At 71.7% G+C, this 25,870-nt stretch carries 22 protein-coding genes; 15 read left to right on the forward strand and 7 right to left on the reverse strand.

The features are described 5' to 3' along the window. Window positions 1-162: 162 nt before the first annotated feature. Genes AB0G20_RS06185 through AB0G20_RS06195 form a run of 3 tightly spaced genes read left to right on the forward strand, consistent with a single transcriptional unit; the run spans window position 163 to window position 3,619 of the window. The gene (locus AB0G20_RS06185) at window positions 163-1,128 is read left to right on the forward strand and encodes an NTP transferase domain-containing protein (protein ID WP_361296525.1); all 966 of its coding nucleotides are present in this window, start codon (window positions 163-165) and stop codon (window positions 1,126-1,128) included. Then, complete coding sequence (locus AB0G20_RS06190) at window positions 1,125-2,513, forward strand: molybdopterin molybdotransferase MoeA (protein WP_361296528.1); 1,389 nt, start codon at window positions 1,125-1,127, stop codon at window positions 2,511-2,513. The genes AB0G20_RS06185 and AB0G20_RS06190 overlap by 4 nt, the downstream gene beginning before the upstream one ends. After that, window positions 2,510-3,619, forward strand: a complete 1,110-nt coding sequence (locus tag AB0G20_RS06195) for a potassium channel family protein (protein WP_361296531.1) — start codon at window positions 2,510-2,512, stop codon at window positions 3,617-3,619. The genes AB0G20_RS06190 and AB0G20_RS06195 overlap by 4 nt, the downstream gene beginning before the upstream one ends. A 76-nt stretch (window positions 3,620-3,695) precedes the next feature. On the opposite strand, the gene AB0G20_RS06200 is transcribed toward AB0G20_RS06195, so the two are convergent. Together AB0G20_RS06200 and AB0G20_RS06205 are read right to left on the reverse strand one after the other, a co-directional pair. Next, complete coding sequence (locus AB0G20_RS06200; RefSeq protein ID WP_361296534.1) at window positions 3,696-4,544, reverse strand: ABC transporter permease; 849 nt, start codon at window positions 4,542-4,544, stop codon at window positions 3,696-3,698. Continuing rightward, window positions 4,541-5,551 (reverse strand): ATP-binding cassette domain-containing protein, encoded by a 1,011-nt coding sequence (locus tag AB0G20_RS06205; RefSeq protein WP_361296537.1) that lies wholly within the window; start codon window positions 5,549-5,551, stop codon window positions 4,541-4,543. Before AB0G20_RS06205 ends, AB0G20_RS06200 begins: the two co-directional genes overlap by 4 nt. A 170-nt stretch (window positions 5,552-5,721) precedes the next feature. Here AB0G20_RS06205 and AB0G20_RS06210 point away from each other — a divergent pair, with 170 nt between their 5' ends. Continuing rightward, the gene (locus AB0G20_RS06210; protein ID WP_361296540.1) at window positions 5,722-6,711 is read left to right on the forward strand and encodes an NAD(P)H-quinone oxidoreductase; all 990 of its coding nucleotides are present in this window, start codon (window positions 5,722-5,724) and stop codon (window positions 6,709-6,711) included. A gap of 142 nt (window positions 6,712-6,853) precedes the next feature. Here the strand turns inward: AB0G20_RS06210 and AB0G20_RS06215 are convergent, their stop codons facing one another. Next, the gene (locus AB0G20_RS06215; RefSeq protein WP_361296542.1) at window positions 6,854-7,105 is read right to left on the reverse strand and encodes a hypothetical protein; all 252 of its coding nucleotides are present in this window, start codon (window positions 7,103-7,105) and stop codon (window positions 6,854-6,856) included. 480 nt (window positions 7,106-7,585) lie between these two features. Between AB0G20_RS06215 and AB0G20_RS06220 the strand changes: the two genes are divergently transcribed. Both AB0G20_RS06220 and AB0G20_RS06225 read left to right on the forward strand, forming a co-directional pair. Beyond that, window positions 7,586-8,155 (forward strand): PadR family transcriptional regulator, encoded by a 570-nt coding sequence (locus AB0G20_RS06220; protein ID WP_361296545.1) that lies wholly within the window; start codon window positions 7,586-7,588, stop codon window positions 8,153-8,155. Between the two features lie 85 nt (window positions 8,156-8,240). Further along, the gene (locus AB0G20_RS06225) at window positions 8,241-8,780 is read left to right on the forward strand and encodes a bacterial proteasome activator family protein (protein WP_361296548.1); all 540 of its coding nucleotides are present in this window, start codon (window positions 8,241-8,243) and stop codon (window positions 8,778-8,780) included. 85 nt (window positions 8,781-8,865) lie between these two features. On the opposite strand, the gene AB0G20_RS06230 is transcribed toward AB0G20_RS06225, so the two are convergent. Beyond that, window positions 8,866-10,509, reverse strand: a complete 1,644-nt coding sequence (locus AB0G20_RS06230) for a protein kinase (RefSeq protein ID WP_361296550.1) — start codon at window positions 10,507-10,509, stop codon at window positions 8,866-8,868. Window positions 10,510-10,856: 347 nt separating this feature from the next. On the opposite strand from AB0G20_RS06230, the gene AB0G20_RS06235 reads away from it, so the two are divergent. From AB0G20_RS06235 to AB0G20_RS06260, 6 genes are all read left to right on the forward strand, one after another. Beyond that, the gene (locus AB0G20_RS06235) at window positions 10,857-12,449 is read left to right on the forward strand and encodes a protein kinase (RefSeq protein ID WP_361296553.1); all 1,593 of its coding nucleotides are present in this window, start codon (window positions 10,857-10,859) and stop codon (window positions 12,447-12,449) included. A 394-nt stretch (window positions 12,450-12,843) separates the two neighbouring features. Further along, on the forward strand, window positions 12,844-14,031 hold the full coding sequence (gene pdhA / locus AB0G20_RS06240; RefSeq protein ID WP_361296556.1) for a pyruvate dehydrogenase (acetyl-transferring) E1 component subunit alpha: 1,188 nt from the start codon (window positions 12,844-12,846) through the stop codon (window positions 14,029-14,031). Between the two features lies 1 nt (window position 14,032). Beyond that, window positions 14,033-15,010, forward strand: a complete 978-nt coding sequence (locus tag AB0G20_RS06245; RefSeq protein WP_361296559.1) for an alpha-ketoacid dehydrogenase subunit beta — start codon at window positions 14,033-14,035, stop codon at window positions 15,008-15,010. 10 nt (window positions 15,011-15,020) lie between these two features. Continuing rightward, a complete protein-coding gene (locus tag AB0G20_RS06250) occupies window positions 15,021-16,448 on the forward strand; it encodes a dihydrolipoamide acetyltransferase family protein (RefSeq protein WP_361296562.1) in 1,428 nt (475 codons plus the stop codon). Between the two features lie 247 nt (window positions 16,449-16,695). Further along, window positions 16,696-18,930, forward strand: a complete 2,235-nt coding sequence (locus AB0G20_RS06255; protein WP_361296565.1) for a glycoside hydrolase domain-containing protein — start codon at window positions 16,696-16,698, stop codon at window positions 18,928-18,930. A 61-nt stretch (window positions 18,931-18,991) separates the two neighbouring features. Continuing rightward, window positions 18,992-19,807, forward strand: a complete 816-nt coding sequence (locus AB0G20_RS06260; RefSeq protein WP_361296568.1) for a twin-arginine translocation signal domain-containing protein — start codon at window positions 18,992-18,994, stop codon at window positions 19,805-19,807. Between the two features lie 49 nt (window positions 19,808-19,856). Here the strand turns inward: AB0G20_RS06260 and AB0G20_RS06265 are convergent, their stop codons facing one another. Further along, a complete protein-coding gene (locus tag AB0G20_RS06265) occupies window positions 19,857-20,756 on the reverse strand; it encodes a serine hydrolase (protein WP_361296571.1) in 900 nt (299 codons plus the stop codon). 208 nt (window positions 20,757-20,964) lie between these two features. Between AB0G20_RS06265 and AB0G20_RS06270 the strand changes: the two genes are divergently transcribed. Continuing rightward, a complete protein-coding gene (locus AB0G20_RS06270; protein ID WP_102908437.1) occupies window positions 20,965-21,615 on the forward strand; it encodes a GntR family transcriptional regulator in 651 nt (216 codons plus the stop codon). Further along, window positions 21,612-22,907 carry an MFS transporter gene (locus AB0G20_RS06275; RefSeq protein WP_361296574.1) on the forward strand — a complete coding sequence of 432 codons (1,296 nt, stop codon included), beginning with the start codon at window positions 21,612-21,614 and terminating at the stop codon, window positions 22,905-22,907. Before AB0G20_RS06270 ends, AB0G20_RS06275 begins: the two co-directional genes overlap by 4 nt. 224 nt (window positions 22,908-23,131) lie before the next feature. Here the strand turns inward: AB0G20_RS06275 and AB0G20_RS06280 are convergent, their stop codons facing one another. Both AB0G20_RS06280 and AB0G20_RS06285 read right to left on the reverse strand, forming a co-directional pair. Continuing rightward, on the reverse strand, window positions 23,132-23,875 hold the full coding sequence (locus AB0G20_RS06280; RefSeq protein ID WP_361296577.1) for a methyltransferase domain-containing protein: 744 nt from the start codon (window positions 23,873-23,875) through the stop codon (window positions 23,132-23,134). A 184-nt stretch (window positions 23,876-24,059) separates the two neighbouring features. After that, on the reverse strand, window positions 24,060-24,884 hold the full coding sequence (locus AB0G20_RS06285; RefSeq protein WP_361296580.1) for a maleylpyruvate isomerase family mycothiol-dependent enzyme: 825 nt from the start codon (window positions 24,882-24,884) through the stop codon (window positions 24,060-24,062). 182 nt (window positions 24,885-25,066) lie between these two features. Here AB0G20_RS06285 and AB0G20_RS06290 point away from each other — a divergent pair, with 182 nt between their 5' ends. Then, window positions 25,067-25,864: a carbon-nitrogen family hydrolase gene (locus tag AB0G20_RS06290; protein ID WP_361296583.1), complete on the forward strand. Its 798-nt coding sequence runs from the start codon at window positions 25,067-25,069 to the stop codon at window positions 25,862-25,864. Window positions 25,865-25,870 lie beyond the last annotated feature (6 nt).

The raw sequence follows: 25,870 nt of genomic DNA on the forward strand, positions 1-25,870 counted from the left end.
ATTCCTGTGCGGTCGACCGCGCGGATGCCGGGCTTCCCGCGTGGCCGCCGTCGTGGCCGCCGGGCGGACGCCGTGATTCCTGCGCGGCCCGCGAACCGGGCCTCGTGATCGTGTCGGTTCCCCCGCGTTCCCTGTGATCGCGGGGGCACGCATACTCGGGGGGTGACCGCCTACGAGCCCCCCGGTGAACCCGGCGTCGGCAGCGGCCCCGCCGGGTACGACGCCGTCGTACTGGCCGGTGGTGCCGCCCGGCGCCTCGGCGGCACGGACAAACCCGGTGTGCGCGTGGGCGGGCGGCCCCTGCTCGACCGTGTGCTCGCCGCCTGCGGCGGTGCCCGGAGCACCGTCGTCGTCGCCGCGCCCCGGCCGACCGCACGGCCCGTGACCTGGGCCCGCGAGGACCCGCCCGGCGGCGGACCGCTCGCCGCGCTCGACGCCGGGCTCCGCCACACCACGGCCGAGCACGTCGTGGTGCTCTCCGCCGACCTGCCGTTCCTTCAGGAGCCGACCGTGGGCCGCCTGCTGAGCGCGCTGCGGTCGAGCGCCTGCGACGGCGCGCTGCTGACCGACCCCGGTGGCCGTGACCAGCCGCTCGTGGCCGCCTACCGCGCGCCGCGGCTGCGCGAGGAGCTCGCGCTCCTCGCCGGCCGGCACGGCGCTCTCACCGGTCTCCCCCTGCGGCGACTCACCGCCGAGTTGGACCTCACCCGCATCGCCGACCCCGTCGCGTCCTTCGACTGCGACACCTGGGACGACATCGCCACCGCCAGGGCACGTATCAGGGAGCATGGGCACGTGTTGGATGAATGGATTTCCGCCGTCAAGGACGAACTGGGGATCGACCTCGATGTCGACACCCACGGGCTGCTCGACCTCGCCCGCGACGCCGCCCACGGTGTCGCCCGGCCCGCGGCCCCGCTGACCACCTTCCTCGTCGGCTACGCGGCCGCCCGGGCCGGCGGCGGCCCCGAGGCGGTCGCCGAGGCCGCCCGCAAGGCCGCGGCCCTCGCCGTCCGCTGGGAGCAGGAGGGCGCCTCCGAGGCCCAGCCCTCCGGCAGCGGGCCGCGGCCCGCTCAGGGCGATGTGGCCCCCGACGCCACGCCCGACACCCGCCCGGACGCCGGATGACCCCGCACGGCGCCCGTGCCGGTGAGGACGCCGAGGACCTCGACGTCGAGGAGGTGCTCGCTCTCGTGAAGAACAGCAACGGCCACCACCTGCCCGACCCCGCCGCGCGAGGTGAGACGGACAGCGCCCGCACCTCTCACCAGCCGGACCCCTCCGCCCGGCCCGACGCCCGCCACCGCGCCACCCCCTGGCCCGAGGCCCGGGCCCTCGCCGAACGCGCGGGCCGCAACGCCACCCGGGCCGCCCGCCGCGCCCCCGTCTCCGCGCCCCTCGACACCGCCCTCGGCCTGACCCTCGCCGCCCCGCTCGACGCCCTCACCGACCTCCCCTCCTTCGACACCTCCGCGATGGACGGCTGGGCGGTCTGCGGCCCCGCCCCCTGGCACGTACGGGACGAGGGTGTCCTGGCCGGGCACGCCGCGCCCGCGCCCCTCACCGACGGCGAGGCCGTCCGGATCGCCACCGGCGCCCGCATCCCCCCGGACACCTCCGCGGTCCTGCGCAGCGAGCACGGCCGCACCGACGACAAGGGCCGCCTGTACGCGACCAGGGACGTCGTCCCCGGCCAGGACATCCGCCCGCGCGGCCAGGAGTGCCGCACCGGCGACCAGCTCCTCGCCGTCGGCACCCTCGTCACCCCGGCCGTCCTGGGGCTCGCGGCGGCGGCCGGATACGACACCGTCACCGCCGTCCCCCGCGCCCGCGCCGAAGTCCTGGTCCTCGGGGACGAGTTGCTCACCCAGGGGCTGCCGCACGACGGCCTGATCCGGGACGCGCTCGGCCCGATGCTGCCGCCCTGGCTGCGGGCTCTCGGCGCCGAGGTCACCGCCGTCCGGCGCATCCGCGACGACGCCGACGCCCTGCACAAGGCCATCACCACCTCCGACGCCGACGTCATCCTCACCACCGGCGGCACCGCGGCGGGCCCCGTCGACCACGTCCACCCGACCCTGCGCCGGATCGGCGCCGAACTCCTCGTGGACGGCGTCGAGGTGCGCCCGGGGCACCCCATGCTGCTGGCCCGCACCACGGAGACCCAGCACCTCGTCGGCCTGCCCGGCAACCCGCTCGCCGCCGTCTCCGCGCTGCTGACGCTCGCCGAGCCGCTGCTGCGGATCCTCACGGCCCGCCCGGCCCCGGAGCCGTACACGATGCCGCTCCGGGACGGCGTGCACGGGCACCCGCACGACACCCGGCTCGTCCCCGTCGTCCTGCGCGGCGACGAGGCCGTGCCGCTGCACTACAACGGCCCCGCCATGCTGCGCGGCATCGCGGCCGCCGACGCGCTGGCCGTCGTACCGCCGGGCGGCGCACGAGCCGGGCAGGAGACGGAACTGCTGGACCTGCCCTGGGCGTCCGGAGGAATCGGGGTGTGTTTCACGTGAAACTTCCGGGCCAGGACGCGATCGCCCGCCAGGCCGACGAGCATCTGGTGACCCATCGGGTGAAACTCCCGAAGACCGTGGTGGAGCACCCGATCCGCCAGGTCGCCAGGCGGTTGTCGATGGCACTGGGTGTCCTCGTCGTGACCGCGCTGATCGTCTACGCCGACCGCGACGGCTACAACGACAACGCGGGCGGCGGCCTCGACCTCCTCGACGCCTTCTACTACGCGACCGTCACTCTCTCCACCACCGGCTACGGTGACATCACTCCCGCCAGTGATGGCGCCCGGCTGACGAACATTCTCGTCATCACGCCCCTGCGTGTGCTGTTCCTGATCATCCTGGTCGGCACCACGCTCGAAGCTCTCACCGAACGCACTCGGGATGAGTGGCGACTGACCCGCTGGAGGTCCACGTTGCGCGATCACACCGTCGTCATCGGTTTCGGCACGAAGGGCAGGTCGGCGATCCGGACCGTCTGCGCGACGGGACTGAAGAAGGAACAGGTCGTCGTGGTCGATCCCAGTTCCAAGGTGATCGAAGCCGCGACCGCCGAGGGGTACGCGGGCATCGTCGGAGACGCGACGCGCAGCGAGGTGCTCAAACGGGCCGAGGTGCACAAGGCGCGGCAGATCATCATCGCGACCCAGCGCGACGACACGGCGGTCCTGGTGGCACTGACGGCACGGCAGCTCAACCGCGGGGCGAACATCGTGGCCGCCGTGCGCGAGGAGGAGAACGCGCCGCTGCTGAAGCAGTCCGGCGCCGACGCCGTCATCACCAGCGCCAGCGCCGCCGGCCGTCTGCTCGGCCTCTCCGTGCTCAGCCCCTCCGCCGGCATGGTGCTGGAGGACCTCATCCAGCAGGGCAGCGGGCTCGACATCGTGGAGCGGCCGGTCGTCAAGGCCGAGGTGGGCAAGACGCCGAGGGAGGTCGCCGACCTGGTGGTGAGCGTCATACGCGGTCATCGGGTGCTCGGCTACGACGATGTGGCCGTCGGGAGACTGGAGTTGACCGACCGGCTCATCACCATCGTGCGGAAGACACCGGCCACCCAGATCGCGCCGGACATCCGCCCGATGCCCCCGATGCCCCGCAACAACTGACGAGCAGAGCGAATGGCCGGCCGCCCCGCACCCGTTACGGTGCGGTGCGGCCGGCCAGGGCCCGAGGGTCCGAGAGCTACTTCCGGTTGTACAGCCGCATCGTGACCGGCCCGAAGACCAGCACGAACAGCCCCGCCCAGCCCAGCGACCAGGCGACCTCGTCGGCCGGCCAGTCGCCGCCCATCAGGCCGCGCACCGCCGACGCCAGATGGGTGATGGGGCTGTTGTTCACGAACGCCTGCAGCCAGCCCGGCATGGTCTTCGGGTCCACGAACACGTTGGACAGGAAGGTGAGCGGGAAGATCACCATCATGCTGACGCCCATGACCGACTTCTCGGTGCGCAGCATCAGCCCGAACATCGTCCAGATCCACGAGAAGGCGAACGAGAAGGCCACAAGCAGGGCGATCCCGGCGAGCACTCCGGCGACCCCGCCGTCCGGCCGGTAGCCCAGGATGATGCCGACGGTGAGCATCACGACCGACGCGATCGTGTACCGCAGGGCGTCGCCGAGCAGATAGCCGACCATCGTGGACGGCCGCCAGATCGGCAGGCTGCGGAACCGGTCGAAGACGCCCTTCTCGATGTCGGTGTTCACGGAGACACCCGTGTACATCGTGATCATCACGACCGACATCACCAGGATGCCCGGCAGCAGGAACTGGATGTACTTCTCCGGCGAGCCGGCCAGCGCCCCGCCGAACAGGTACGTGTACATCAGCACCATCATGATCGGGAACGCCGTGACGTCGAAGAGCTGCTCCGGCACGTGCTTGATCTTGAGGATCGCCCGCCAGCCGAAGGTCATCGAGGCCGACCACGCGCTGGGCCGCGGCGGCCGCTCCCGGGAGACGAGCAGCGCGGCGAGGGACTCGGTGCTGACCGGGGCGAGGTCCCTGGTCTCGGTGGTCGTCGTGGTGCTCATGCCGCCACCTCGTCCTTCGGGTCGTCGGAGTGCTCTGCGGAGTCGTGCGTGTCGTGCCCGGTGAGGGCGAGGAACACCTCGTCCAGGCTGGGCTGGCCCAGCGAGAAGTTGTCGACGGTGATGCCGCCGCGGACCAGCTCGTGCAGCGCGCGGGCGGCCTGCTCGGCCGCGGAGTCGGCACTGCCGAGGCGCGCGGTGAGGGCCACCGGGTCGGGCTCCGGCTGCACCTGCGCGTCGAGGGCGCGGCGCAGCAGGTCGGCCGCGAGATCGCGCTGATCGGGATCGCGGAGGCGCAGATGCACGGACCCGGCGCCGACGGACGACTTCAGCTCGCCCTTAGTGCCCTCGGCGATCACCTTCCCGCGGTCGATGACGGCGATCCGGGACGCCAGCTGGTCGGCCTCGTCCAGGTACTGCGTGGTCAGCAGCACGGTGGTGCCCTGGGCGACCACGGCCCGCACGATGTCCCAGACCTGGTTGCGGCTGCGCGGGTCCAGGCCGGTCGTCGGCTCGTCCAGGAACAGCAGGTCGGGGGTGTTGAGGATGGACGCGGCGATGTCGATACGGCGCCGCATGCCGCCCGAGTAGTGCTTGACCTGCTTCGCGGCCGCTTCCGTGAGCCCGAAGGCCTCCAGGAGCTGGGCGGCGCGCTCACGGGCTGCCTTCTTGTGGTGGCCGAGCAGCCGGCCCAGCAGGACCAGGTTCTCGGTGCCGGTGAGGTCCTCGTCCACGGACGCGTACTGGCCGGTGAGGCTCACCCGGCCGCGCACCTCGTCCGCCTCGCGGACGACGTCGTGGCCGAAGACATGCGCCTCGCCGCCGTCCGGCCGCAGGAGTGTGGCGAGCATCTTCACCGTGGTGGTCTTGCCGGCGCCGTTCGGGCCGAGGACGCCGTAGACCGTGCCCGCGGGCACGGCCAGGTCGACTCCGTCGACGGCCCTCGTCTCACCGAACGTTTTCACCAGGCCCGCGGTCTCGATCGCCAGGCCGGACGTATGCGTGCTCATGCTGGGGGTCCTTCCGCGTGCTTGGGCTACGCATGGGGAGACCTTCACCGTCCCGCAAACTCATCGGTCCCGCACAATGAATTTCACCGGGACCGGACCAATGGCGTAGGCGGTGCGGGCCCGCGGACCGAGGGGACTCCGTCCGGGGACCGACGGGTACCGTCCCCTGCATGCATGCGATCACGATTCCCGAACCTGGTGGGCCCGAAGCGCTGGTCTGGGACGAGGTCCCTGACCCCGTGCCCGGCGAGGGCGAGGTCCTGGTCGAGGTGGCGGCCGGCGCCGTCAACCGGGCCGACATCCTGCAGCGGCAGGGCTTCTACGAACCGCCGCCCGGCGCGTCCCCCTACCCCGGCCTGGAGTGCTCCGGGCGGATTGCCGCCATCGGCCCGAAGGTCTCCGGCTGGAATGTCGGCGACGAGGTGTGCGCGCTGCTCTCCGGCGGCGGCTACGCCGAGAAGGTGGCCGTCCCGGCCGGGCAACTGCTGCCCGTGCCCGACGGGGTCGGCCTGACACAGGCCGCGGCGCTGCCCGAGGTGGCCTGCACCGTCTGGTCGAACGTCTTCATGATCGCCCACCTTCGGCCCGGCGAGACGCTCCTCGTGCACGGCGGCTCCAGCGGCATCGGCACGATGGCCATCCAGCTGGCCAAGGCCGTCGGTGCGCGGGTGGCCGTGACGGCCGGTACGAAGGAGAAGCTTCAGCGGTGCGCCGAGCTGGGCGCCGACATCCTGGTCAACTACCGCGAGCAGGACTTCGTCGAGGAGGTCAGGAAGGCGACGGACGGCGCCGGTGCCGATGTCATCCTCGACAACATGGGCGCCAAGTACCTGGAGCGCAACGTCAAGGCCCTCGCCGTCAACGGCCGGCTCGCGATCATCGGCATGCAGGGCGGCGTCAAGGGCGAGCTGAACATCGGCGCCCTGCTGGCCAAGCGTGCCGCGATCAGCGCGACCTCCCTGCGCGCCCGGCCGCTGGAGGAGAAGGCCGCCATCGTCGCGGCCGTACGCGAACACGTCTGGCCGCTGTTCACCGGCGGCCACCTGCGCCCGGTCGTCGACCGCGAGCTCCCGATGCCGGACGCTGCCGCCGCGCACCGGGTGGTGGAGGAGAGCGGCCACGTCGGCAAGGTCCTGCTGATCACCCCCCAGGGCGCCTGACACCCGCCGCCGGGCCCGCGGCACCCCGCCCGACCGGGGGTGCGGCATGGGCCCGGCAGCCCCTCTCGACCGGGGGTGCGGCTGGGCCCGCCGGCCCCGGCAGTGGCACGCCCCACCCCGGGCTCGCTGTGAACGACAGGCCCTAGGCCCGACGCAGCCGCAGCGCGATGAACGCCAGGCCCAGCCCCAGTCCGATCAGGACCAGGCCGCTGCCCAGCGGCAGGATCCGCAGCACCGGGCCGATGGGGCGTTCGGCGGTCGCGGCCTCTCGTACGGGCCGCTCCGCCGGGGCGGAGGGCACCGGGGCTGTCTCCCGCGGCTCCTCCTCGCGGACGGCCGGGGCGTCCGCGACGCCCGGCCTCTCCCCGGCGTCCTCCGGCCGTCCCGGCCGCACCCGGCCCTCCCCGGCCCGGCTCCCGGCCCGTGAGGGCTCACCGGGGGCGGAGGGGACCACCAAGGCTGACGGGGCCGACGAAGCCGCCCGGGCCGATGGGGCCGCGAGAGGCGACGGGGCGGACCGGGCCGATGAAGCCGCCGGGGCCGATGGGGCGGGTCTGGGTGGCGGGGCGGTGCCGGGCACGGACCCCGCCTCCTCCTCCGCCGCTTCCTCGGCCGCCTCCTCGTACGTGAGAACGGCCCCGTGGGACGGGACGGATCCGTAGGGTGAGACGACCGCGCCGGCCCCCAGGGCGAGCACCAGTCCCGTCGCCCGCAGTGCGCGTAGCCATGGAGTCACGTGGGTGACCCCCTCCCGCCGTGCCCGGTAGGGCAAAAACGGCAAGTTCGGTCATATCGAGAAAATCAGCCTCACACCGCCCCCGACTCCCGGCACTCCGGGTTCGGCCGACGGGCGGAATCGCTGCACAATCCGGTTATGTCGATACGTCACGGGCTGCTGGCCCTCCTGGCGGCCGGCCCCCGCTACGGCTCCCGCCTGCGCACCGACTTCGAGGCCCGCACCGGCGGGACCTGGCCGCTGAACATCGGGAAGGTCTACACGACGCTGAGCCGCCTGGAACGGGACGGACTGGTCGCCCAGGACGACGTCGACACGGCCGGACGGACGCTGTACGCGCTCACCGAGTCCGGCCGGGCCGAGCTGCGCGCCTGGTACGACCGCCCCGTGGAGCGCCCGGGCCCGCCGCGCGACGAGCTGGCGATCAAGCTGGTCATGGCTCTCGGCGCGGACGGCGTCGACGTACGGGAGATCGTCGAGGCCCAGCGCCGGCACGTGGCGCGGGCGCTGCACGATCACGTGCGGCAGCGTGCCGAGGCCCTGGCCCGCGCGCCGGAGCACCTCGAGGAGATGGCCCGGCTGCTCGTCCTGGAGCAGCTCGTCTTCCAGGACGAGGCCGAGGTCCGCTGGCTCGACCACTGCGAGGCCCGCCTGCTCCGTTTCACCCGCGAGGAGGAACCGCCCGCGCCGGAGCAACCCGAGGGCTGACCAACTCGTCTCCTCCATCACGGTGGATCAGCCTCGCGTGGGGGCACCACGGAGGTGAGGTGCAGGCGTGCGAGAGAATGGCGACATGGAGATGCCGAGGAACGAAAGGTCGCCGGAGAACCCGCAGATCCTGGTCGTGGGCCAGGACGGCATGGCGCTCGGTGGCGGCAGCGCCGACGAGGACTCCCGCGAGACCCCGGTCACGGAACAGGTGGAGCAGCCCGCGAAGGTCATGCGGATCGGCAGCATGATCAAGCAGCTGCTGGAGGAAGTGCGCGCGGCTCCTCTGGACGAGGCCAGCCGGGTCCGGCTCAAGGACATCCACGCCAGCTCGGTGAAGGAGCTGGAGGACGGTCTGGCGCCCGAGCTGGTCGAGGAGCTGGAGCGGCTCTCCCTGCCGTTCACGGACGAGGCGACCCCCAGCGACGCGGAACTGCGTATCGCGCAGGCCCAGCTGGTCGGCTGGCTGGAGGGGCTCTTCCACGGGATCCAGACGACGCTGTTCGCCCAGCAGATGGCGGCCCGCGCCCAGCTGGAGCAGATGCGCCGCGCCCTCCCGCCGGGTGTCGGCGACGGCCTCGACGAGCAGCACCCGGGCGGCCGGTCCGGCGGCCCCTACCTGTAGACGGCCCAGGCCACCCAGGCACAGGCCACACAGACCAGAACGGCCCGGCAGCCGAGGCTGCCGGGCCCTTTCGCGTCAGGGGACCTCAGGAGGGCGGGTTGCCCGTCGAGACGCTGAGCTCGATCTCGGGCATGTCCTCCGGGTCGACGTCGGTGTCGGCGGACGGGAACTGGTTCATGACCGTGCCGTCGCCGTAGGTGTTCTCGTCGACCTTCTTCTCGTTCACTTCCCAGCCGGCCGCCTGGAGACAGGCCTTGACCGACTTGATGTTCTTGAACTTGAAGTCCGGGATCTGGATCTTGTCGGGGTCGTTGTACGACTCCCGCGGCTCCGTGCACTCCTCGGTGTCGATCGTCTTCGTGGTGTCCGGCCCGCGGTAGCCGGGCTTCTTCTCCGCCGAGGCCGAGGCGCTCGCGCTGCTGCCGCCGCCGCCCTTGTCGTCCTCGCTGCCGCCGTTCAGCAGCAGCGCCGTGACGAGACCGCCGACCGCGACGACGGACACGATGATCGAGCCGATGATCACCGGCTTGTTGTTCCTGCCGCCGCCGGAGGAGGCCACTGCGGTCTGGGGCGTCAGGTTGTACGGCGGCGGCGTCGACGGGCCCGGCTGCGGGGAGTACGCCGCCGGGGGCGTCTGGTAGCCGCCCTGCTGCGGATAGCCGTACGCCGGGGACGGCCCCGTCGGGGCGGGCGTGCCGTACGGGTTCGGGGGCGGGGTCGGCTGGTACGGCGTCTGGACCTGGCCCGAGGGCGCCGGGGTCGCCTGGTCGACCGGCGGGAACACGGCCGAGCCGACGCCCGCGCCGCTCGGGGCCTGGGTGCCCGGGACGATGCTCGGCGGCGCGGGCTGGAAGGACGCCGCCACGCGCAGGCACTCGTCGCGCATGGCCTCGGCGCTGGGGAAGCGCTCGTTCGGGTTCTTCTTCAGCGCGCGGGCGATCAGCGCGTCCACGGCCGGGGGCAGCGCGCGGTTGACCGAGGACGGGACCGGAGGCTCCTCCTGCACGTGCGCATAGGCGATGGCCAGCGGCGAGTCCGCCTCGAACGGCAGCCGTCCGGTCACCAGTTGGAACAGCATGATGCCGACCGAGTACAGGTCGGAGCGGGCGTCCACACCGCGGCCGAGGGCCTGCTCCGGCGAGAGGTACTGCGGGGTTCCGACGACCATGCCGGTCTGCGTCATCGACGTCACACCGGACTGCATGGCGCGGGCGATGCCGAAGTCCATGACCTTGACCACGGCGCGCTTGGTCATCATCACGTTGCCCGGCTTGATGTCGCGGTGGACCAGGCCCATCTCGTGGCTGATCTCCAGCGCGGCCAGCACGTCCGCGGTGATCTTCAGTGCCTTGTCGGCGGGCATCGCGCCCTGCTGCCGCACGTCCTCGTCGAGGACGGAGCCGAGCGGGCGGCCCTCGACGTACTCCATGACGATGTACGGCGTCGTCATGCCGTCGAGGGTGTCCTCGCCGGTGTCGAAGACCGAGACGATGTTGGTGTGCGTGAGCTTGGCCACGGACTGGGCCTCGCGGCGGAACCGCTCGCGGAAGGCCTGTTCCCGGCCGAGATCAGTGTGAAGTGTCTTGATCGCGACCTGCCGGTCGAGCACGCTGTCGTACGCGAGGTGCACCGAGGCCATGCCGCCCTGGCCCAGGAGATCACGCAGCTGATAGCGGCCACTGGCGAGTGCCCGCCCCGTGTACTGGCCCTGTGCGCCGTCCTGGCTCATGTTCCCCGTCCCCCGTAGCCCCTGCAGGCGCCGCCGACTGCCGCTGATCCGTCGTTGATCCAAACCGCCATTCCCGGCCAAGTCTGCCCCAGGGCACTGACACGTCAAGCTCGGTGCCCGTTCCGTGACCGTACGCGAAAGAAGCGTCGCGTAAGCGTTACAGGGGGCGTACGGGCGGGACACAGAATTTGCACGATGGTAAGGAGTGAAGGTTTCATGGCCGGTCCGTCTCGTGCCGGTCCCGGCTCGCCTTCTCGGGCCGGAGGCTTGCGCGGAGGCTGTAGCGTGGCCGACGGAGACCGTAACAACACCGCGCGCACCGCGGGCAGAAACGACGGCGAGGACTGATGGCACAGCAGCAGCGCGCTCAGGGCCCGTCCGACCCCGAGGCGACTGGCAGCGGCATGTCGGACGCGCCGGAGTCCTGGGGGAACGGCGGGCTGGTCGGGGACGGCCGGTACCGGCTGACCCACAGACTCGGCCGGGGCGGCATGGCCGAGGTGTTCGCAGCCGAGGACGTCCGCCTCGGACGCACCGTCGCCGTCAAGCTGCTCCGCTCCGACCTCGCCGAGGACCCGGTGTCCAAGGCGCGCTTCACGCGCGAGGCCCAGTCGGTGGCCGGCCTCAACCACCACGCCATCGTCGCCGTGTACGACTCCGGCGAGGACTTCGTCGGCGGCCAGTCCGTGCCCTACATCGTGATGGAGCTGGTCGAGGGCCGCACCATCCGTGACCTGCTGCTGAACGCGGAGGCCCCCGGCCCCGAGCAGGCGCTGATCATCGTCTCGGGCGTCCTGGAGGCGCTCGCCTACTCGCACCAGCACGGCATCGTGCACCGCGACATCAAGCCCGCCAACGTCATCATCACGCACAACGGCGCCGTGAAGGTGATGGACTTCGGCATCGCCCGCGCCCTGCACGGCGCGTCCACGACGATGACGCAGACCGGCATGGTCATGGGCACCCCGCAGTACCTCTCCCCCGAGCAGGCGCTCGGCAAGGCCGTCGACCACCGCTCCGACCTGTACGCCACGGGCTGCCTGCTCTACGAACTCCTCTCGCTGCGCCCGCCCTTCACCGGCGAGACCCCGCTGTCCGTGGTCTACCAGCACGTCCAGGACATCCCGACGCCGCCGTCCGAGGCCTCCGACGCCTGCCCGCCGGAGCTGGACGGCCTGGCCATGCGCGCTCTCGCCAAGGAGCCCGACGACCGCTTCCAGACGGCCGAGGAGATGCGCGGGCTGGTCCAGTACGCGCTCCAGATGCTCTACGACCAGGGCGGCCACACCGGCACCTGGAACACCGGCCCGGTCAATATGCACGAGGGCCGCCAGACCCCGTCGGGCGGCTTCGCGGGCACGGCCGTGATGGGCCAGGCCGGGGACGCCTCCGGCACCACGCAGATCCCCGCGCCGATCCTGCCCGGGGGCGGCTACGGCGGCGGTGACGACGGCGGCTTCGAGGGCCACGGCAACAAGGGCAGCGGCCGCGGCAAGCTGTGGATCCTCGCCGTGCTCGCGGTGATCGCGGTCGCGGCGGGTGTCGCCCTGGCGCTGCAGAACACCGGCGGCGACAACGAGGGCCCCGGCACCAAGCAGTCGCCGACCACCTCGCAGACGACCGAGAAGAAGACGCCCAGCGAGACGCCGAGCGACGAGCCCACCGACGAGCCGACCGACACGTCCACGGACGACGGGACCGGCACGGGCAACGGCAACGGCAACTGGACGCCGTCGTACACGCCGTCCTACACGCCCACGCAGAGCGCTCCTCAGTCGCCCACCGGCGAGCCGTCCGACCCGCCGACCTCGGCGGAGCCGACCGGCGAGCCGACGGACGAGGAGCCCACGGACCCGGAGACGCCGCCGGACGACACGGGCGGCGCCGACGGCGGAACCACGGAAGGCGTCGTGGGCGGCGCGGGCGGCGGCGGAGGCTGACCCCGCTGCTCAGAGGCATGATCCACGCGCGCGTGGGGCCCGGGAACGGGGCCCACGCGCGCGTGCCGTTTGGACGCGCCGACAAGATGACTCTTCCCGTGACCTGGGTCACCGGGTTAACGTGCGGTTGCTCCGGCCTCCTGCAAGGCTGTGACCAGGGCCCCTTCCACGCCTTTCCGATTTACTTGGATATCCAAGCAAAATCGCAGGTCAGGAGGGGTTTCACAGAAATGTGGCGCACTGGGTAACGTGCTTGTTGCAGGGCGCTCGCCGGGGCACCTGTCACGCCTGTTCCCGGCCGAGTGGCACCCACCCCGTGCCCCGGTGGTCGAGTTCAGGTGAGCCGCACTGGCCTACCGGCAACCCCGGGGGCCGGACCGACGGAGGAGCACACGTGACCGTGGAGAGCACTGCCGCGCGCACACCGCGACGCAGCGCCGGAAGCAAGGCCGGCACCACCGGCACCAAGCGCACCCGCACGACGAAGAAGGACGCCGGCACCGAGCCCCAGCTCGTGCAGCTGCTGACGCCCGAGGGCAAGCGCGTCAAGAACGCCGAGTACGACAAGTACGTCGCCGGCATCACCCCGGAAGAGCTCCGCGGCCTCTACCGCGACATGGTGCTCACCCGTCGATTCGACGCCGAGGCCACCTCCCTGCAGCGCCAGGGCGAGCTGGGCCTGTGGGCGTCGCTGCTGGGACAGGAGGCCGCCCAGATCGGGTCCGGCCGGGCCACCCGCGAGGACGACTACGTCTTCCCGACCTACCGCGAGCACGGCGTGGCCTGGTGCCGCGGCGTCGACCCCGCCAACCTGCTGGGGATGTTCCGAGGTGTGAACAACGGCGGCTGGGACCCCAACAGCAACAACTTCCAGCTGTACACGATCGTCATCGGCTCCCAGACGCTGCACGCCACCGGCTACGCGATGGGCATCGCCAAGGACGGCGCCGACAGCGCGGTGATCGCGTACTTCGGCGACGGCGCCTCCAGCCAGGGCGACGTGGCCGAGTCCTTCACCTTCTCCGCGGTCTACAACGCCCCGGTTGTGTTCTTCTGCCAGAACAACCAGTGGGCCATCTCCGAGCCCACCGAGAAGCAGTCCCGCGTCCCGATCTACCAGCGCGCCCAGGGCTTCGGCTTCCCGGGCGTCCGGGTGGACGGCAACGACGTGCTCGGCGTCCTCGCGGTCACCCGCTGGGCCCTGGAGCGGGCCCGCGGCGGCGAGGGCCCGACCCTCGTCGAGGCGTTCACCTACCGCATGGGCGCCCACACCACCTCCGACGACCCGACCCGCTACCGGGGCGACGAGGAGCGCCAGGCCTGGGAGGCCAAGGACCCGATCCTGCGCCTTCGCCGGTACCTGGAGGCCTCAAACCACGCGGACGAGGGATTCTTCGAGGAACTGGAGGCCGAGTCCGAGGCGTTGGGCAAACGAGTGCGCGAGGCGGTCCGTGCCATGCCGGACCCGGACCACTTCGCGATCTTCGAGAACGCCTACGCGGACGGACACGCGCTCGTCGACGAGGAGCGCGCCCAGTTCGCCGCCTACCAGGCGTCGTTCGCCGATGAGGGGGGTAACTGAGATGGCCGACAAGATGGCACTGGCCAAGGCGATCAACGAGTCGCTGCGCCGCGCCCTGGAGTCCGACCCCAAGGTCCTGATCATGGGCGAGGACGTCGGCAAGCTCGGCGGCGTCTTCCGGGTGACGGACGGCCTGCAGAAGGACTTCGGCGAGAGCCGCGTCATCGACACCCCGCTCGCCGAGTCGGGCATCGTCGGCACGGCGATCGGCCTGGCCCTGCGCGGCTACCGCCCGGTGGTGGAGATCCAGTTCGACGGCTTCGTCTTCCCGGCGTACGACCAGATCGTCACGCAGCTCGCGAAGATGCACGCCCGCTCCCTGGGCAAGGTCAAGCTCCCGGTCGTCGTGCGTATCCCGTACGGCGGCGGCATCGGCGCGGTGGAGCACCACTCCGAGTCGCCCGAGGCGCTCTTCGCGCACGTGGCGGGCCTGAAGATCGTCAGCCCGTCGAACGCGTCGGACGCGTACTGGATGATGCAGCAGGCCATCCAGAGCGACGACCCGGTGATCTTCTTCGAGCCCAAGCGCCGCTACTGGGACAAGGGCGAGGTCAACACGGAGGCGATCCCGGGCCCGCTGCACAAGGCCCAGGTGGTCCGCGAGGGCACCGACCTCACCCTGGCCGCCTACGGCCCGATGGTGAAGCTCTGCCAGGAGGTCGCGGACGCGGCCGCCGAGGAGGGCAAGAACCTGGAGGTCCTGGACCTGCGCTCGGTCTCCCCGCTCGACTTCGACTCGGTCCAGGCGTCGGTGGAGAAGACGCGCCGCCTGGTCGTCGTCCACGAGGCCCCGGTGTTCTTCGGGTCGGGCGCGGAGATCGCCGCGCGGATCACGGAGCGCTGCTTCTACCACCTGGAGGCCCCGGTGCTCCGGGTCGGCGGCTACCACGCGCCGTACCCGCCGGCTCGCCTGGAGGAGGAGTACCTGCCGAACCTGGACCGGGTACTGGATGCCGTCGACCGCTCGCTGGCGTACTGAGGAGAGGGTCGTGACGACGATGACGGAAGCGTCCGTGCGCGAGTTCAAGATGCCCGACGTGGGCGAGGGACTCACCGAGGCCGAGATCCTCAAGTGGTACGTCCAGCCCGGCGACACGGTCACCGACGGCCAGGTGGTCTGCGAGGTGGAGACGGCGAAGGCGGCAGTCGAGCTGCCCATCCCGTACGACGGCGTGGTCCGTGACCTGCACTTCCCCGAGGGCACCACGGTCGACGTGGGCACGGCGATCATCGCGGTGGACGTGGGCGGCGGCAGCGCCGCACCCGCGCCCGCCGCCGAGCAGCCCGCGGCAGCCGAGCCCGCTCAGGAGCCGAAGGCAGCGGGCTCGGGACGCCAGCCGGTCCTGGTGGGCTACGGGGTGGCGACCTCGTCCACCCGCCGCCGCCCCCGCAAGGGCCCGGAGGTCCCGGTCCAGCAGGCCTCGACAGCGATCCAGACCGAGCTGAACGGCCATGCGCCGGCGGCCCCGGCCGTGCCCGCCCCGGCACCCCAGGCCGCCCCGGCGGGCACGGAACGCCCGCTGGCCAAGCCCCCCGTCCGCAAGCTGGCCAAGGACCTGGGCGTCGACCTGACGACGGTCGTCCCCACCGGCCCGGACGGCATCATCACCCGCGAGGACGTGCACGCGGCGGTCGCCGCCGCCGTCCCGGCGATCCCTGAGCCCTCGGCCGCGTCCGCCCCGGCCGCGACCCAGGCTCCGGCGTCGTACGACACCACCCGCGAGACCCGCATCCCGGTCAAGGGTGTCCGCAAGGCGACGGCGGCGGCGATGGTCGGCTCGGCGTTCACCGCGCCGCACGTCACCGAGTTCGTGACGGTCGACGTGACGCGCACGATGAAGCTGGTCGAGGAGCTGAAGGCGGACAAGGAGTTCGCGGGCCTGCGCGTGAACCCCCTGCTGCTGATCGCCAAGGCGCTGCTCGTCGCGATCCGGCGCAACCCGGACGTCAACGCGTCCTGGGACGAGGCCGCCCAGGAGATCGTGGTCAAGCACTACGTGAACCTGGGCATCGCGGCCGCGACCCCGCGCGGTCTGATCGTGCCGAACATCAAGGACGCCCACGCCAAGACGCTGCCGCAGCTGGCCGAGTCGCTGGGCGAGCTGGTGGCGACGGCCAGGGACGGCAAGACGTCCCCGGCGGCCATGCAGGGCGGCACGGTGACGATCACCAACGTCGGCGTCTTCGGCGTCGACACGGGCACGCCGATCCTCAACCCCGGCGAGTCCGCGATCCTCGCGGTCGGTGCGATCAAGCTCCAGCCGTGGGTCCACAAGGGCAAGGTGAAGCCCCGTCAGGTCACCACCCTGGCCCTGTCCTTCGACCACCGTCTGGTCGACGGCGAGCTGGGCTCGAAGGTCCTGGCCGATGTGGCGGCGATCCTGGAGCAGCCGAAGCGCCTGATCACCTGGGCGTGAGCCGACTGCGGCGGCCCCCTGCCCCTCCGGGCGGGGGGCCGCCGGCGTGTGTCCGGGATGAACCAGCGGTTCGCGGAGGATCACAAGAGTCTCCTCGAACTCCCCCAACTACCACACAGTAAGCGGTTTATCCGGACATACGATCAACCTCACCACGAGATCGACCACTCGCCCGGCGTCCCGGGGGGAGCCCCGTTGCCGGGCTGCGACGGGCGCGGTCACTCCCTCGAAAGTGAGTGAACCCCCCATGCGCGACGCGATGGTGCTCAAGGCCCAGAGATTCGTGAACTCCGTCTACGGCAGCCGTATCGGCACGACCGTGGAGGAGACCGGCGAGGCCGACTGGGCGACCATGTACGCCCTGACCCGTGCCCTGCAGTACGAGCTGGGCATCACAGCGCTCTCCGACAGCTTCGGTCCCACCACGCTCAGCACCCTGACCACCAAGTACCCGGAGCTCAACGAGGACACCGTCCCCTCGCCCGACTTCTGCCGCATCATCCAGGCCGGCCTCTACTGCAAGGGCTACGACGGCGGCGACCTCGACGGCACCTACGGCACACGGGTGCGAGCGGCCGTCACCCGGCTCAAGACCGACATGGGCATCGAACAGGCCTTCCCCGGCGGCGACGTGACGCCCAAGGTCTTCAAGGCTCTGCTGACGATGGACTCCTACGTCCCCGGCGCCTCCGGCAGCGGACAGGTCAGGGCCGTCCAGCAGTGGCTCAACGGCCGCTACCTGAAGCGGCAGGACTTCTTCGTCATCGCCTGCGACGGGCTCGTGTCCAAGAGCACGCTCAAGGCGCTGCTCCTCGGCGTGCAGTACGAGCTGGGCATGGCGGACGGCACCGCCAACGGCAACTTCGGGCCCGGTACCCAGTCGGGCCTGAAGTCGCACCCCGTGAAGCAGGGCGACCAAGGCGTGTTCGTCCAGCTGTTCTCCGCCGGGATGGTCGTCAACCGGCGGCCGGCGGCCCTCACCGACACCTTCGACTCCTCCCTCGCCGCCGCCGTCCGGGCCTTCCAGACCTTCGTCGCGCTCCCGGCCACGGGCGAGGGCGACTTCGCCACCTTCGCCTCGCTGCTGGCGTCCTTCGGCGACCAGTCCCGCCCCGCCAAGGCCTGCGACACCATCGCGAAGGTCACCCCCGCCCGGGCGGCGTCGCTCAAGGCGGCCGGGATCACGTACGTCGGCCGCTACCTCACCAACCCGAGTGCCACCTCCCTGCCGGAGAAGGCCATCCAGCCGGGCGAGCTCGCCACCATCGCCCAGCAGGGCCTGCGCTGCTTCCCGATCTACCAGACCGTCAACAACGACGCCTCGGACTTCGACTACGTCGCGGGGCGGACCGCCGGGTACGCGGCGGTCAACGCCGCCCGCGACCACGGCTTCAGGCGGGGGACCCGGATCTTCTTCGCCGTCGACTTCGACGCGATCGACGCCGAGATCACCGCGAGCGTCCTGCCCCACTTCAAGGGCATCAAGGAGGCGATGGCGGACTCCGGCCACCCCTACGAGATCGGTGTCTACGGCTCCCGCAACGTGTGCGCGCGGGTCGGTGCGGCCGGTTACTCGACCGCGAGCTTCGTCGCCGACATGTCCCCGGGCTTCGAGGGCAACGCCGGGCACCCGCTGCCGCGGGACTGGGCGTACGACCAGTTCGTCATCCGTACCCTCGGCTCCGGTGACGGGCAGCTCGAGATCGACGCCGACATCGCCTCGGGGCGGGACACCGGGCAGGGCTCGTTCGACCGGCCGCGGCCCGCCGTCCCGGACGTCGCCCTCGACGCGCGCCAGGTGCCGGCGCTGCGGGCCGACCTCTCGCGCTACATGCAGTCGATCGGGCGCCCGGACACGGGCGGCATCGGCAGCGAGGCGCGGCTCTACACCAACGCGCAGGCCGTCGCGGCGATCCAGGAGCAGGACGGGCTGATCACCGAGCTGTCGAAGACGTACACGATGCGCAAGGCACTGATCCAGACGGTCCTGTACTGGGCCATGCGCGACTACGGCCTCGCCGACCAGGCCACCGACCAGCAGGTCGCCGACCACCACCTCTCGGGCTCCGGCTCCGTCAGGGACTCGCACACCGGCATCGGCGAGATCAGCGCGAGCGACGCCATCCAGGCCTGGAACCACTGCATCGGCTGGGGTTTCACCATCGGCGACCACCGCGACCCGGCCAAGGACTCCGACCTGTGGACCGTGTGGCAGCAGCTGAACAAGGACAACGCGTTCAGTGTGCGCACCGCGGCCCTGATCCATCTGTGGGGCACCCGGGGCAGGCCCGGCGGCCAACTTCCCCCAGGAGACCGCGTCACCACCCCGCGGTCCATGCGCCTCGACCTCGCCGAGTTCGAGATCACCGAACTCCTGCGCCGCTACCGGGCCTGGGACGCCGACGTGGAGTCCCAGACGCACCAGAGCCTGGCCGTCTACCAGATCTTCGAGAAGTACAACAGCATCGTCCGCAACGCCTGAGCGCGTGTGCGCAGAGAACTTCAGCAAGAACTCTCAGCAAGAACTTCAGGAAGAGACTCCGTTGAAGCTCAGCCTCCCCCGCATCCCCCGCAGACCGTCGGCGCCCGGTGCCGCGCACCGCCGCGGCCTGTCCCGCCGTGCCCTGCTCGGCCGTGTCGCCGCCGTCGGCGGTGCCGTGGGCGTCGCCGCCCTGCCGCTGTCCCATTTCCTGTCCCAGGCGTACGCCGACGCCAACAACCCCATCCCGTCCCGCGTACGGGACGCCCTGCGCAGTGCGCAGGACCGCACCCGGCGCGTGCTGGCGGGCTCGCGCTCCCACAACGGCTGGGAGATGGAGAACGTCGCCGACGACGGCGGCACCGTCTACACCCGCCCCGTCCCCGGGACCCCGCTCAAGGGCGTCGCCGTGCGCATGGGCGACGTGGAGACCGTTCTCGTCCACCTGGTGCGCCGGTTCCACTACGAGGTCGACCCGCTGCGCCGGGGCGACGTCGTCGGATGGCACGACCCCGCCGGCCTCGCCAGGAGCAGGCCCGAGTCCAATCTGGCGTCCGGCACGGCCGTGCGGATCCGGCCCGGCTTCTACCCGCGCGGCGCCAGGGGCGGCTTCTTCCCGCACCAGGAGGTCGTGATCCGCGACATCCTCGCCGAGCTCGACGGCGTGGTCCGCTGGGGCGGCGACGACCGTACGCCCGACGAGTCGCTGTTCAGCGTGGACGTACGGCCCGGTGACAAGAGGCTGGTCCGGGTCGCGGCGCGGATCCGCGGCTGGCAGCTGGAGCCGGGCGCCGGTGCGGGCTCCGCGGTGAACGTGCTGTCGGGCGGCCGGCGCAAGGCGGCCCGGGCGCTGGAGCGCCGTCAGCGCACCGCCGCGTGACGGACGAGGGGGCCCTGCCGCGGTGTGCGGCAGGGCCCCCTCGGTCGTCCTACCTGGTGAAGCCGTAGTTGAGCAGCTTCGTGGCGTCCGCCTTGCGGGCGTCCAGGCCGGTCGAGGCGAGGACCGTGCCGATGACGGTCTTTCCGTTGCGGGTGGCGGCGAAGACCAGGCAGTACTTGGCCTCCGGGCCGGAGCCGGTCTTCACACCGATCGCGCCGCTGTAGCTGCTGAGCAGCGGGTTGGTGTTCTCCCACGGCGCCATCGTCCGCGTGCCGCCGGTCTTGGTGGTCGTCTTCGCCGTGTACTTCTTCGTCTTGACGACCGTGCGGAACATGGAGTTCTTCATCGCGGAGCTGGCGAGCTTGGTCAGGTCGCGCGGCGTGGAGTAGTTGGCGCCGTGGCCGATGCCGTCGAACGAGTCGAAGTGGGTGTTCTTCAGACCCAGGTTCTTGGCGGTGGTGTTCATCTTGCCGATGAACGACTTCACGCGCGCCGAGCGCGTCGAGCCCGAGCCGAACTTGTCGGCGAGCGCGTACGCGGCGTCGCAGCCGGACGGCAGCATCAGCCCGTAGAGCAGCTGGCGGACGGTGACCTTGTCGCCGACGATCAGCTTCGCGTTGGACGCGTAGTTGTTGTCGACGATGTAGTCGCTGTACGCCTTCTGGACCGTGACCTTGCTCTCCAGGTTGAGGTTCGACTGCTTCAGCACCACCAGCGCCGTCATGATCTTGGTGGTCGAGCCGGTCGAACGGCGGGTGTCGGCCGCCTTGGTGTAGAGCGACTTGCCGGTCGCGTTGTTCATCGCGTAGCCGCCCTTGGCGGCGATGGAGGGCGCCGAGGCGGCCTGCGCCGGCGCGACGGTGAGGGCACCGGTCGCGAGCATGGCGCCGGTGGTCACGGCGACGGCCGCGGCTCTGCGGAGGCGAGTGCCCTGAATGCCGGTTATCAAGTGAAGTACCCCGATTACGTCGAGTGCCCCAACGATGCGGCCGAGTTGAGGACGAGGGGAAAGGGGCCGCACGTGTCTGACTTGTAACTAGCACACGTGGTTGTGCTGTTGCCGAGGGGGACCCCCGCTTTGCCACAGATGTGTGACATACAAGTCCGCATACTGGACGTATCCCTTCATGCGTACCTGTTGTATCTATGCTGTCGGCATGACCTTGGCCGTGAAGCAACCGCCCGCCGCCGACCGCGTCTACGCCCATGTCAAACAGGGCGTCCTGGAGCGCCGCTACGAAGGCGGGACCCTCCTCACCGAGGGCGAGCTCGCCGAAGCCGTGGGAGTCTCCCGCACGCCGGTCCGCGAAGCGCTGCTCCGGCTGGAGGCCGAAGGGCTGATCCGGCTCTACCCCAAGAAGGGCGCCCTCGTCCTGCCCGTCTCCGCGCAGGAGATCGCCGACGTCGTCGAGACGCGGCTGCTCGTCGAGGAGCACGCGGCGCGCAAGGCCGTGCCCGCGCCCGCCGGGCTCATCGAGCGCCTGGAGGAACTGCTGGCCCGGCAGAAGAAGCAGGCCGCCGCCGGGGACCTCGCCGGCGCCGCCGTCACCGACCGCTGTTTCCACGCCGAGATCGTCCGCAGCGGCGGCAACGAGATCCTCTCCCGCCTCTACGACCAGCTGCGCGACCGCCAACTGCGCATGGGCGTCGCCGTCATGCACTCCCACCCCGACCGCATCGCCAAGACCCTCGCCGAGCACGAGGAGATCCTCGACGCGCTGCGCTCCGGTGACGCAGAGGCGGCCGTCGGCCTCGTCCACCGGCACGTCGGCTGGTTCTCGCACCTGGCCCGCGGGGAGGTCCGATGAGCGCCACCGCGATGCCGGGCGATCCGCCGGGCGGCCGCAGGGCGCTGGCCGTCTGGGGCACGGGCGTCTCCGTCTACTTCGTCGCGGTCATCTTCCGCACGTCCCTGGGCGTGGCCGGCCTCGACGCCGCCGACCGCTTCCATGTGAACGCCTCCGCCCTCTCCACCTTCTCCATCCTCCAACTGCTGGTCTACGCGGGCATGCAGATCCCCGTCGGCCTGCTCGTCGACCGGCTCGGCACCAAGAAGGTGCTGGCGCTCGGCGCGGTGCTGTTCACCGCCGGGCAACTGGGCTTCGCCTTCTCCCCCACGTACGGCACGGCGCTCGCCTCCCGGGCGCTGCTCGGCTGCGGTGACGCGCTGACGTTCATCAGCGTGCTGCGCCTCGGCAGCCGCTGGTTCCCGGCCCGTCGCGGGCCGCTGGTCGCCCAGTTCGCGGGACTGGTCGGCATGGCGGGCAACCTGGTCTCCACGCTCGTCCTGGCCCGGCTGCTGCACGGCATCGGCTGGACGGCGGCGTTCGCGGGCAGTGCGGCGGCCGGGGCCGTGGTGCTCGTCCTGGTGCTGCTGTTCCTCAAGGACCACCCGGAGGGCCACGAGCCGGAGCCGCTCCCGCACCAGGGCGCGGCCTACGTACGGCGGCAGATCGCCGCCTCCTGGCGGGAGCCCGGGACGCGACTCGGTCTCTGGGTGCACTTCACCACCCAGTTCCCGGCGATGGTGTTCCTGCTGCTGTGGGGCCTGCCGTTCCTCGTCGAGGCGCAGGGGCTGTCCCGGGCGGTGGCCGGCGAACTGCTCACCCTCGTCGTCCTGTCGAACATGGTGGTGGGCCTGGTCTACGGCCAGGTCGTCGCCCGGCACCACGGGGCGCGGCTGCCGCTCGCGCTCGGGACGGTCGGCACGACGGCGGCCCTGTGGGCGGCGACGCTCGCCTACCCGGGCGCGCACGCCCCGATGTGGCTGCTGATCGTGCTGTGCACGGTGCTCGGGGCGTGCGGACCCGCGTCGATGATCGGCTTCGACTTCGCCCGTCCGGCCAACCCGCCCGAACGGCAGGGCACCGCCTCCGGCATCACCAACATGGGCGGCTTCGTGGCCTCCATGACCACGCTGTTCGCGATCGGTGTGCTCCTGGACGCCACCGGCGACGACTACTCCCTGGCCTTCTCGGTGGTGTTCGTGCTCCAGGCGGTCGGGGTCTCCCAGATCCTGCGGCTGCGCAGGCGGGCGGCACGACGGGAGCGCCAGCGGCTGGTGGCCAGCCGGGTGGAGACGGTGCACGTGCCGGCGTAGGGCCTGTCGTTCGGATCAGGTCGCAGGGAATCGGCGGTGCTTCTCGACGCCGGTGAGCGGGGTCTGGTGCGGGTAGCTGCAAGGCGGAGGAGGGAGTCGACGCGATGGGGGTCCCTCCCGCGCGAGCGCAGCCGAGCGTGGGGGAGTCGGCGACCGACGACAACGCCGCAGATGCCCGTGCCAGGCCCCGCGTCTGCGACCTGATCCGAACGACAGGCCCTGGGTCAGCGGGCCGCCACCGGTACGAGGGTGAGGTAGGCCAGACCCAGCACGCCGCGGTAGGTGAGCCACCTGGCCCGGTGCCGGTCGGCGCGCTCACGGGTCTCCGCCGCCAGGGGATGGTCGGGGTGCTCGGCGAGCCACACCTCGGTGTCCGCGAGGTATCCCGACTCGAACTCCTCCCATTCGTCGAGGCTCGCGGTCTCCGTCCACTCCGGCCTGAACCCCGCGGCCACGGCCAGGTCGACGAGGGTCGCGAGATCGGGGTGGTCGGTGGCCGACGCGTCCGGCCACATGCGGGACAGCTCGTCGGGGGTCGGGGTGCGCTGCCAGAAGCCCTCGCCGAGCAGGACGCGGCCGCGGTCGCCGACCAGGCGGCGGAGTTCGCCGAGCGCCTCGGGGAGGCGGTCGGCGAGGGCCTGGCTCGATCCCACGCACAGGACGAGGTCGGCGGGGCCGTGCGGGGTGCCGGTGGCGGACTCCTCGAGGAAGCGGGCCCGGGACGCCAGTCCGCGGTCCGCGGCGGCCTTCCTTCCTCGCGCCAGGTCGTCGGCGTTCAGGTCGATGCCGGTGCCGGTCGCTTCCGGGGCGGCGGCCAGGACGCGGAGCATCAGTTCGCCCGAGCCGCAGCCGATGTCCAGGACGGTGGTGGGGCGGTGGCGCGTGAGGCGTTGCACGAGCGCGCCTGCCCGGGTTTCGGACAGCGGGCCGTGGAAGGTGAGGCGGGTGCGGTGGGGTGGGGTGGTCATGGCCAGCGACGGTACGGGTTGGGGTGGGGCGGCGGCATGGGGTTTTCGGACCCTGGGCGTTGGTGCCGGGGCCGGGTGGGTCCGCAGCCCGGCGGAGCGGGGTGCCGCTGCGCCCACCCGTGCCGCCCTCAGCGGCACGCATGCCCGCAGTGGAGCGGCGCGCATGCCCGCAGCCGGGACGTCCCTACTGCGTAACCGTGAAGTTGTTCAGGATCGCCGCCGTCAGTTCCGGGTCGCCCTCCGTCTTCAGGCGGTCGGAGACCGACTCCGGGCTCACCCGGCCGCAGGCCAGGCGGACGTAGGTCTCCCAGTCGAGGGTGAGGGTCGCGGCCGGGCCGAGAGCCGGGGCCGTTTCCAGGGTGCCGCGACCATGGATGTCGACGCGGATCGTGCGCAGGAACTCGACGGGCCCGTGCACGTCGAGGACGATCGCCGAGCTGCGCGGTGCCTGTGCGTCCTCGGCCACCACGCGCGGGAGTTCGCCGAGCAGCACGTCGCGGGCGACCAGTGCGCCGGGGGAGTCGAGGTTGCCGGGGCGGCCGAGGGCCGTGCGCAGGTCCTGCTCGTGCACCCACACGTCGAACGCGTGCCGCCGCATCGACTCCTCGAGGGTGAGCTCGCTGCCGAGCGGCCCCCGCACCTTCGTGCCGGGGTCACGCGACTCGTTCCGCAGCTGCCGGTTGCGGCGGATGATCACGTACTCCAGCTCGGAGGTCATCTCCGGCGCCGTGTGGTGGCGGCGGACGTCGACCTGCATCTCCATGTAGCGCTGGTGCTCGTTGGTGACGTGGAAGAGGTCGCGCGGGAGGCTGTGGATGGGGCGCGGGTCGCCGAGCATCTCGCAGTCCAGACCGATGACGTGGGAGACCACGTCCCGCACCGACCACCCGGGGCACGGCGTCCGCCGGTTCCATTCGGCCTCCGCGAGCGGCTGGACCAGCTCGGCTATCGCTTCGACGGAGTGGGTCCAGGCATCGGCGTAGGGCTGGAGGGTGGGATGCAGACTCACGGAACGGGACCCCTCGGCGGTTCGTTGCACGGGCAGGTGGCGGCGGCGTTGCCAGTGGGAGGTGGCGGCTGTCGGTGGGCGTCTTGCGAGCTAAGTTACGCTGCTGTGAGGCACCCCGGCAGTGCTTTCGTGTGACGATCGTAGGCCCGTGTGGACGGCTCGAATGCCAGGACGGTGGTAGTGTGCGCGCCTCTGTGATCCAGATCGCCGTAAACGAGGACGAATCGGTCGAAGCGCGCCGCCGACGCGTGGCGGCGATGGTCCGTGAGCAGGCCGGGGCCGATCTCGTCGTCCTGCCGGAGCTGTGGACCACGGGCGCCTTCGCCTACGAGGAGTTCGGGCGCGAGGCCGAGCCGCTCGAGGGGCCGACGTACGAGACGATGGCGAAGGCCGCGAGCGACGCGGGCGTGTGGCTGCACGCGGGGTCGATTCCCGAGCGCGATCCCGACGGTCCCCTGTACAACACCTCCCTCGTCTTCTCGCCCTCCGGCGATCTGGCCGCCGCCTACCGCAAGATCCACCGTTTCGGCTTCGACAAGGGCGAGGCCGTGCTGATGGGCGCGGGCACCGAACTGGTGACGGTGCGGGTGCCGGCGACGACCCTGGGCCTGTCCACCTGTTACGACCTGCGTTTCCCCGAACTGTTCCGCGGCCTCGTCGACGCCGGTGCCGAGACGCTCGTGGTGTCGGCGGGCTGGCCGGAGCGCCGCCGGTCCCACTGGACGCTGCTGGCCCAGGCACGGGCGGTCGAGAACCAGGCGTTCGTCGTCGCGTGTGGAACGGCCGGGACGCACGCCGGAGTTCCCCAGGCCGGTCACTCGATCGTGGTCGACCCGTGGGGCGAGGTGCTGGCTCAGGCCGGTGCCGGCGAGGAGGTCCTCACGGTGGAGTTCGACCCGGGGAAGGTCGCGACGACCCGGGAGCAGTTCCCGGCGCTGAAGGACCGGATGCTGGGACTCCGGCCTCCTCGCCGGCCCTGAGAGCAC

Source organism: Streptomyces sp. NPDC024017 (genome assembly GCF_040638895.1).
In the GTDB taxonomy this organism is placed as follows: domain Bacteria; phylum Actinomycetota; class Actinomycetes; order Streptomycetales; family Streptomycetaceae; genus Streptomyces.

What these genes read in the sequence shown, in the direction of transcription:
- AB0G20_RS06190 (WP_361296528.1), top strand. Translation starts at nt 1,125, where the DNA reads ATGACCCCGCACGGCGCCCGTGCCGGTGAGGACGCCGAGGACCTCGAC.
- AB0G20_RS06200 (WP_361296534.1), bottom strand. Translation starts at nt 4,544, where the DNA reads ATGAGCACCACGACGACCACCGAGACCAGGGACCTCGCCCCGGTCAGC.
- AB0G20_RS06205 (WP_361296537.1), bottom strand. Translation starts at nt 5,551, where the DNA reads ATGAGCACGCATACGTCCGGCCTGGCGATCGAGACCGCGGGCCTGGTG.
- AB0G20_RS06210 (WP_361296540.1), top strand. Translation starts at nt 5,722, where the DNA reads ATGCATGCGATCACGATTCCCGAACCTGGTGGGCCCGAAGCGCTGGTC.
- AB0G20_RS06220 (WP_361296545.1), top strand. Translation starts at nt 7,586, where the DNA reads ATGTCGATACGTCACGGGCTGCTGGCCCTCCTGGCGGCCGGCCCCCGC.
- AB0G20_RS06225 (WP_361296548.1), top strand. Translation starts at nt 8,241, where the DNA reads ATGGAGATGCCGAGGAACGAAAGGTCGCCGGAGAACCCGCAGATCCTG.
- AB0G20_RS06230 (WP_361296550.1), bottom strand. Translation starts at nt 10,509, where the DNA reads ATGAGCCAGGACGGCGCACAGGGCCAGTACACGGGGCGGGCACTCGCC.
- AB0G20_RS06235 (WP_361296553.1), top strand. Translation starts at nt 10,857, where the DNA reads ATGGCACAGCAGCAGCGCGCTCAGGGCCCGTCCGACCCCGAGGCGACT.
- AB0G20_RS06245 (WP_361296559.1), top strand. Translation starts at nt 14,033, where the DNA reads ATGGCCGACAAGATGGCACTGGCCAAGGCGATCAACGAGTCGCTGCGC.
- AB0G20_RS06255 (WP_361296565.1), top strand. Translation starts at nt 16,696, where the DNA reads ATGCGCGACGCGATGGTGCTCAAGGCCCAGAGATTCGTGAACTCCGTC.
- AB0G20_RS06270 (WP_102908437.1), top strand. Translation starts at nt 20,965, where the DNA reads ATGACCTTGGCCGTGAAGCAACCGCCCGCCGCCGACCGCGTCTACGCC.
- AB0G20_RS06275 (WP_361296574.1), top strand. Translation starts at nt 21,612, where the DNA reads ATGAGCGCCACCGCGATGCCGGGCGATCCGCCGGGCGGCCGCAGGGCG.
- AB0G20_RS06280 (WP_361296577.1), bottom strand. Translation starts at nt 23,875, where the DNA reads ATGACCACCCCACCCCACCGCACCCGCCTCACCTTCCACGGCCCGCTG.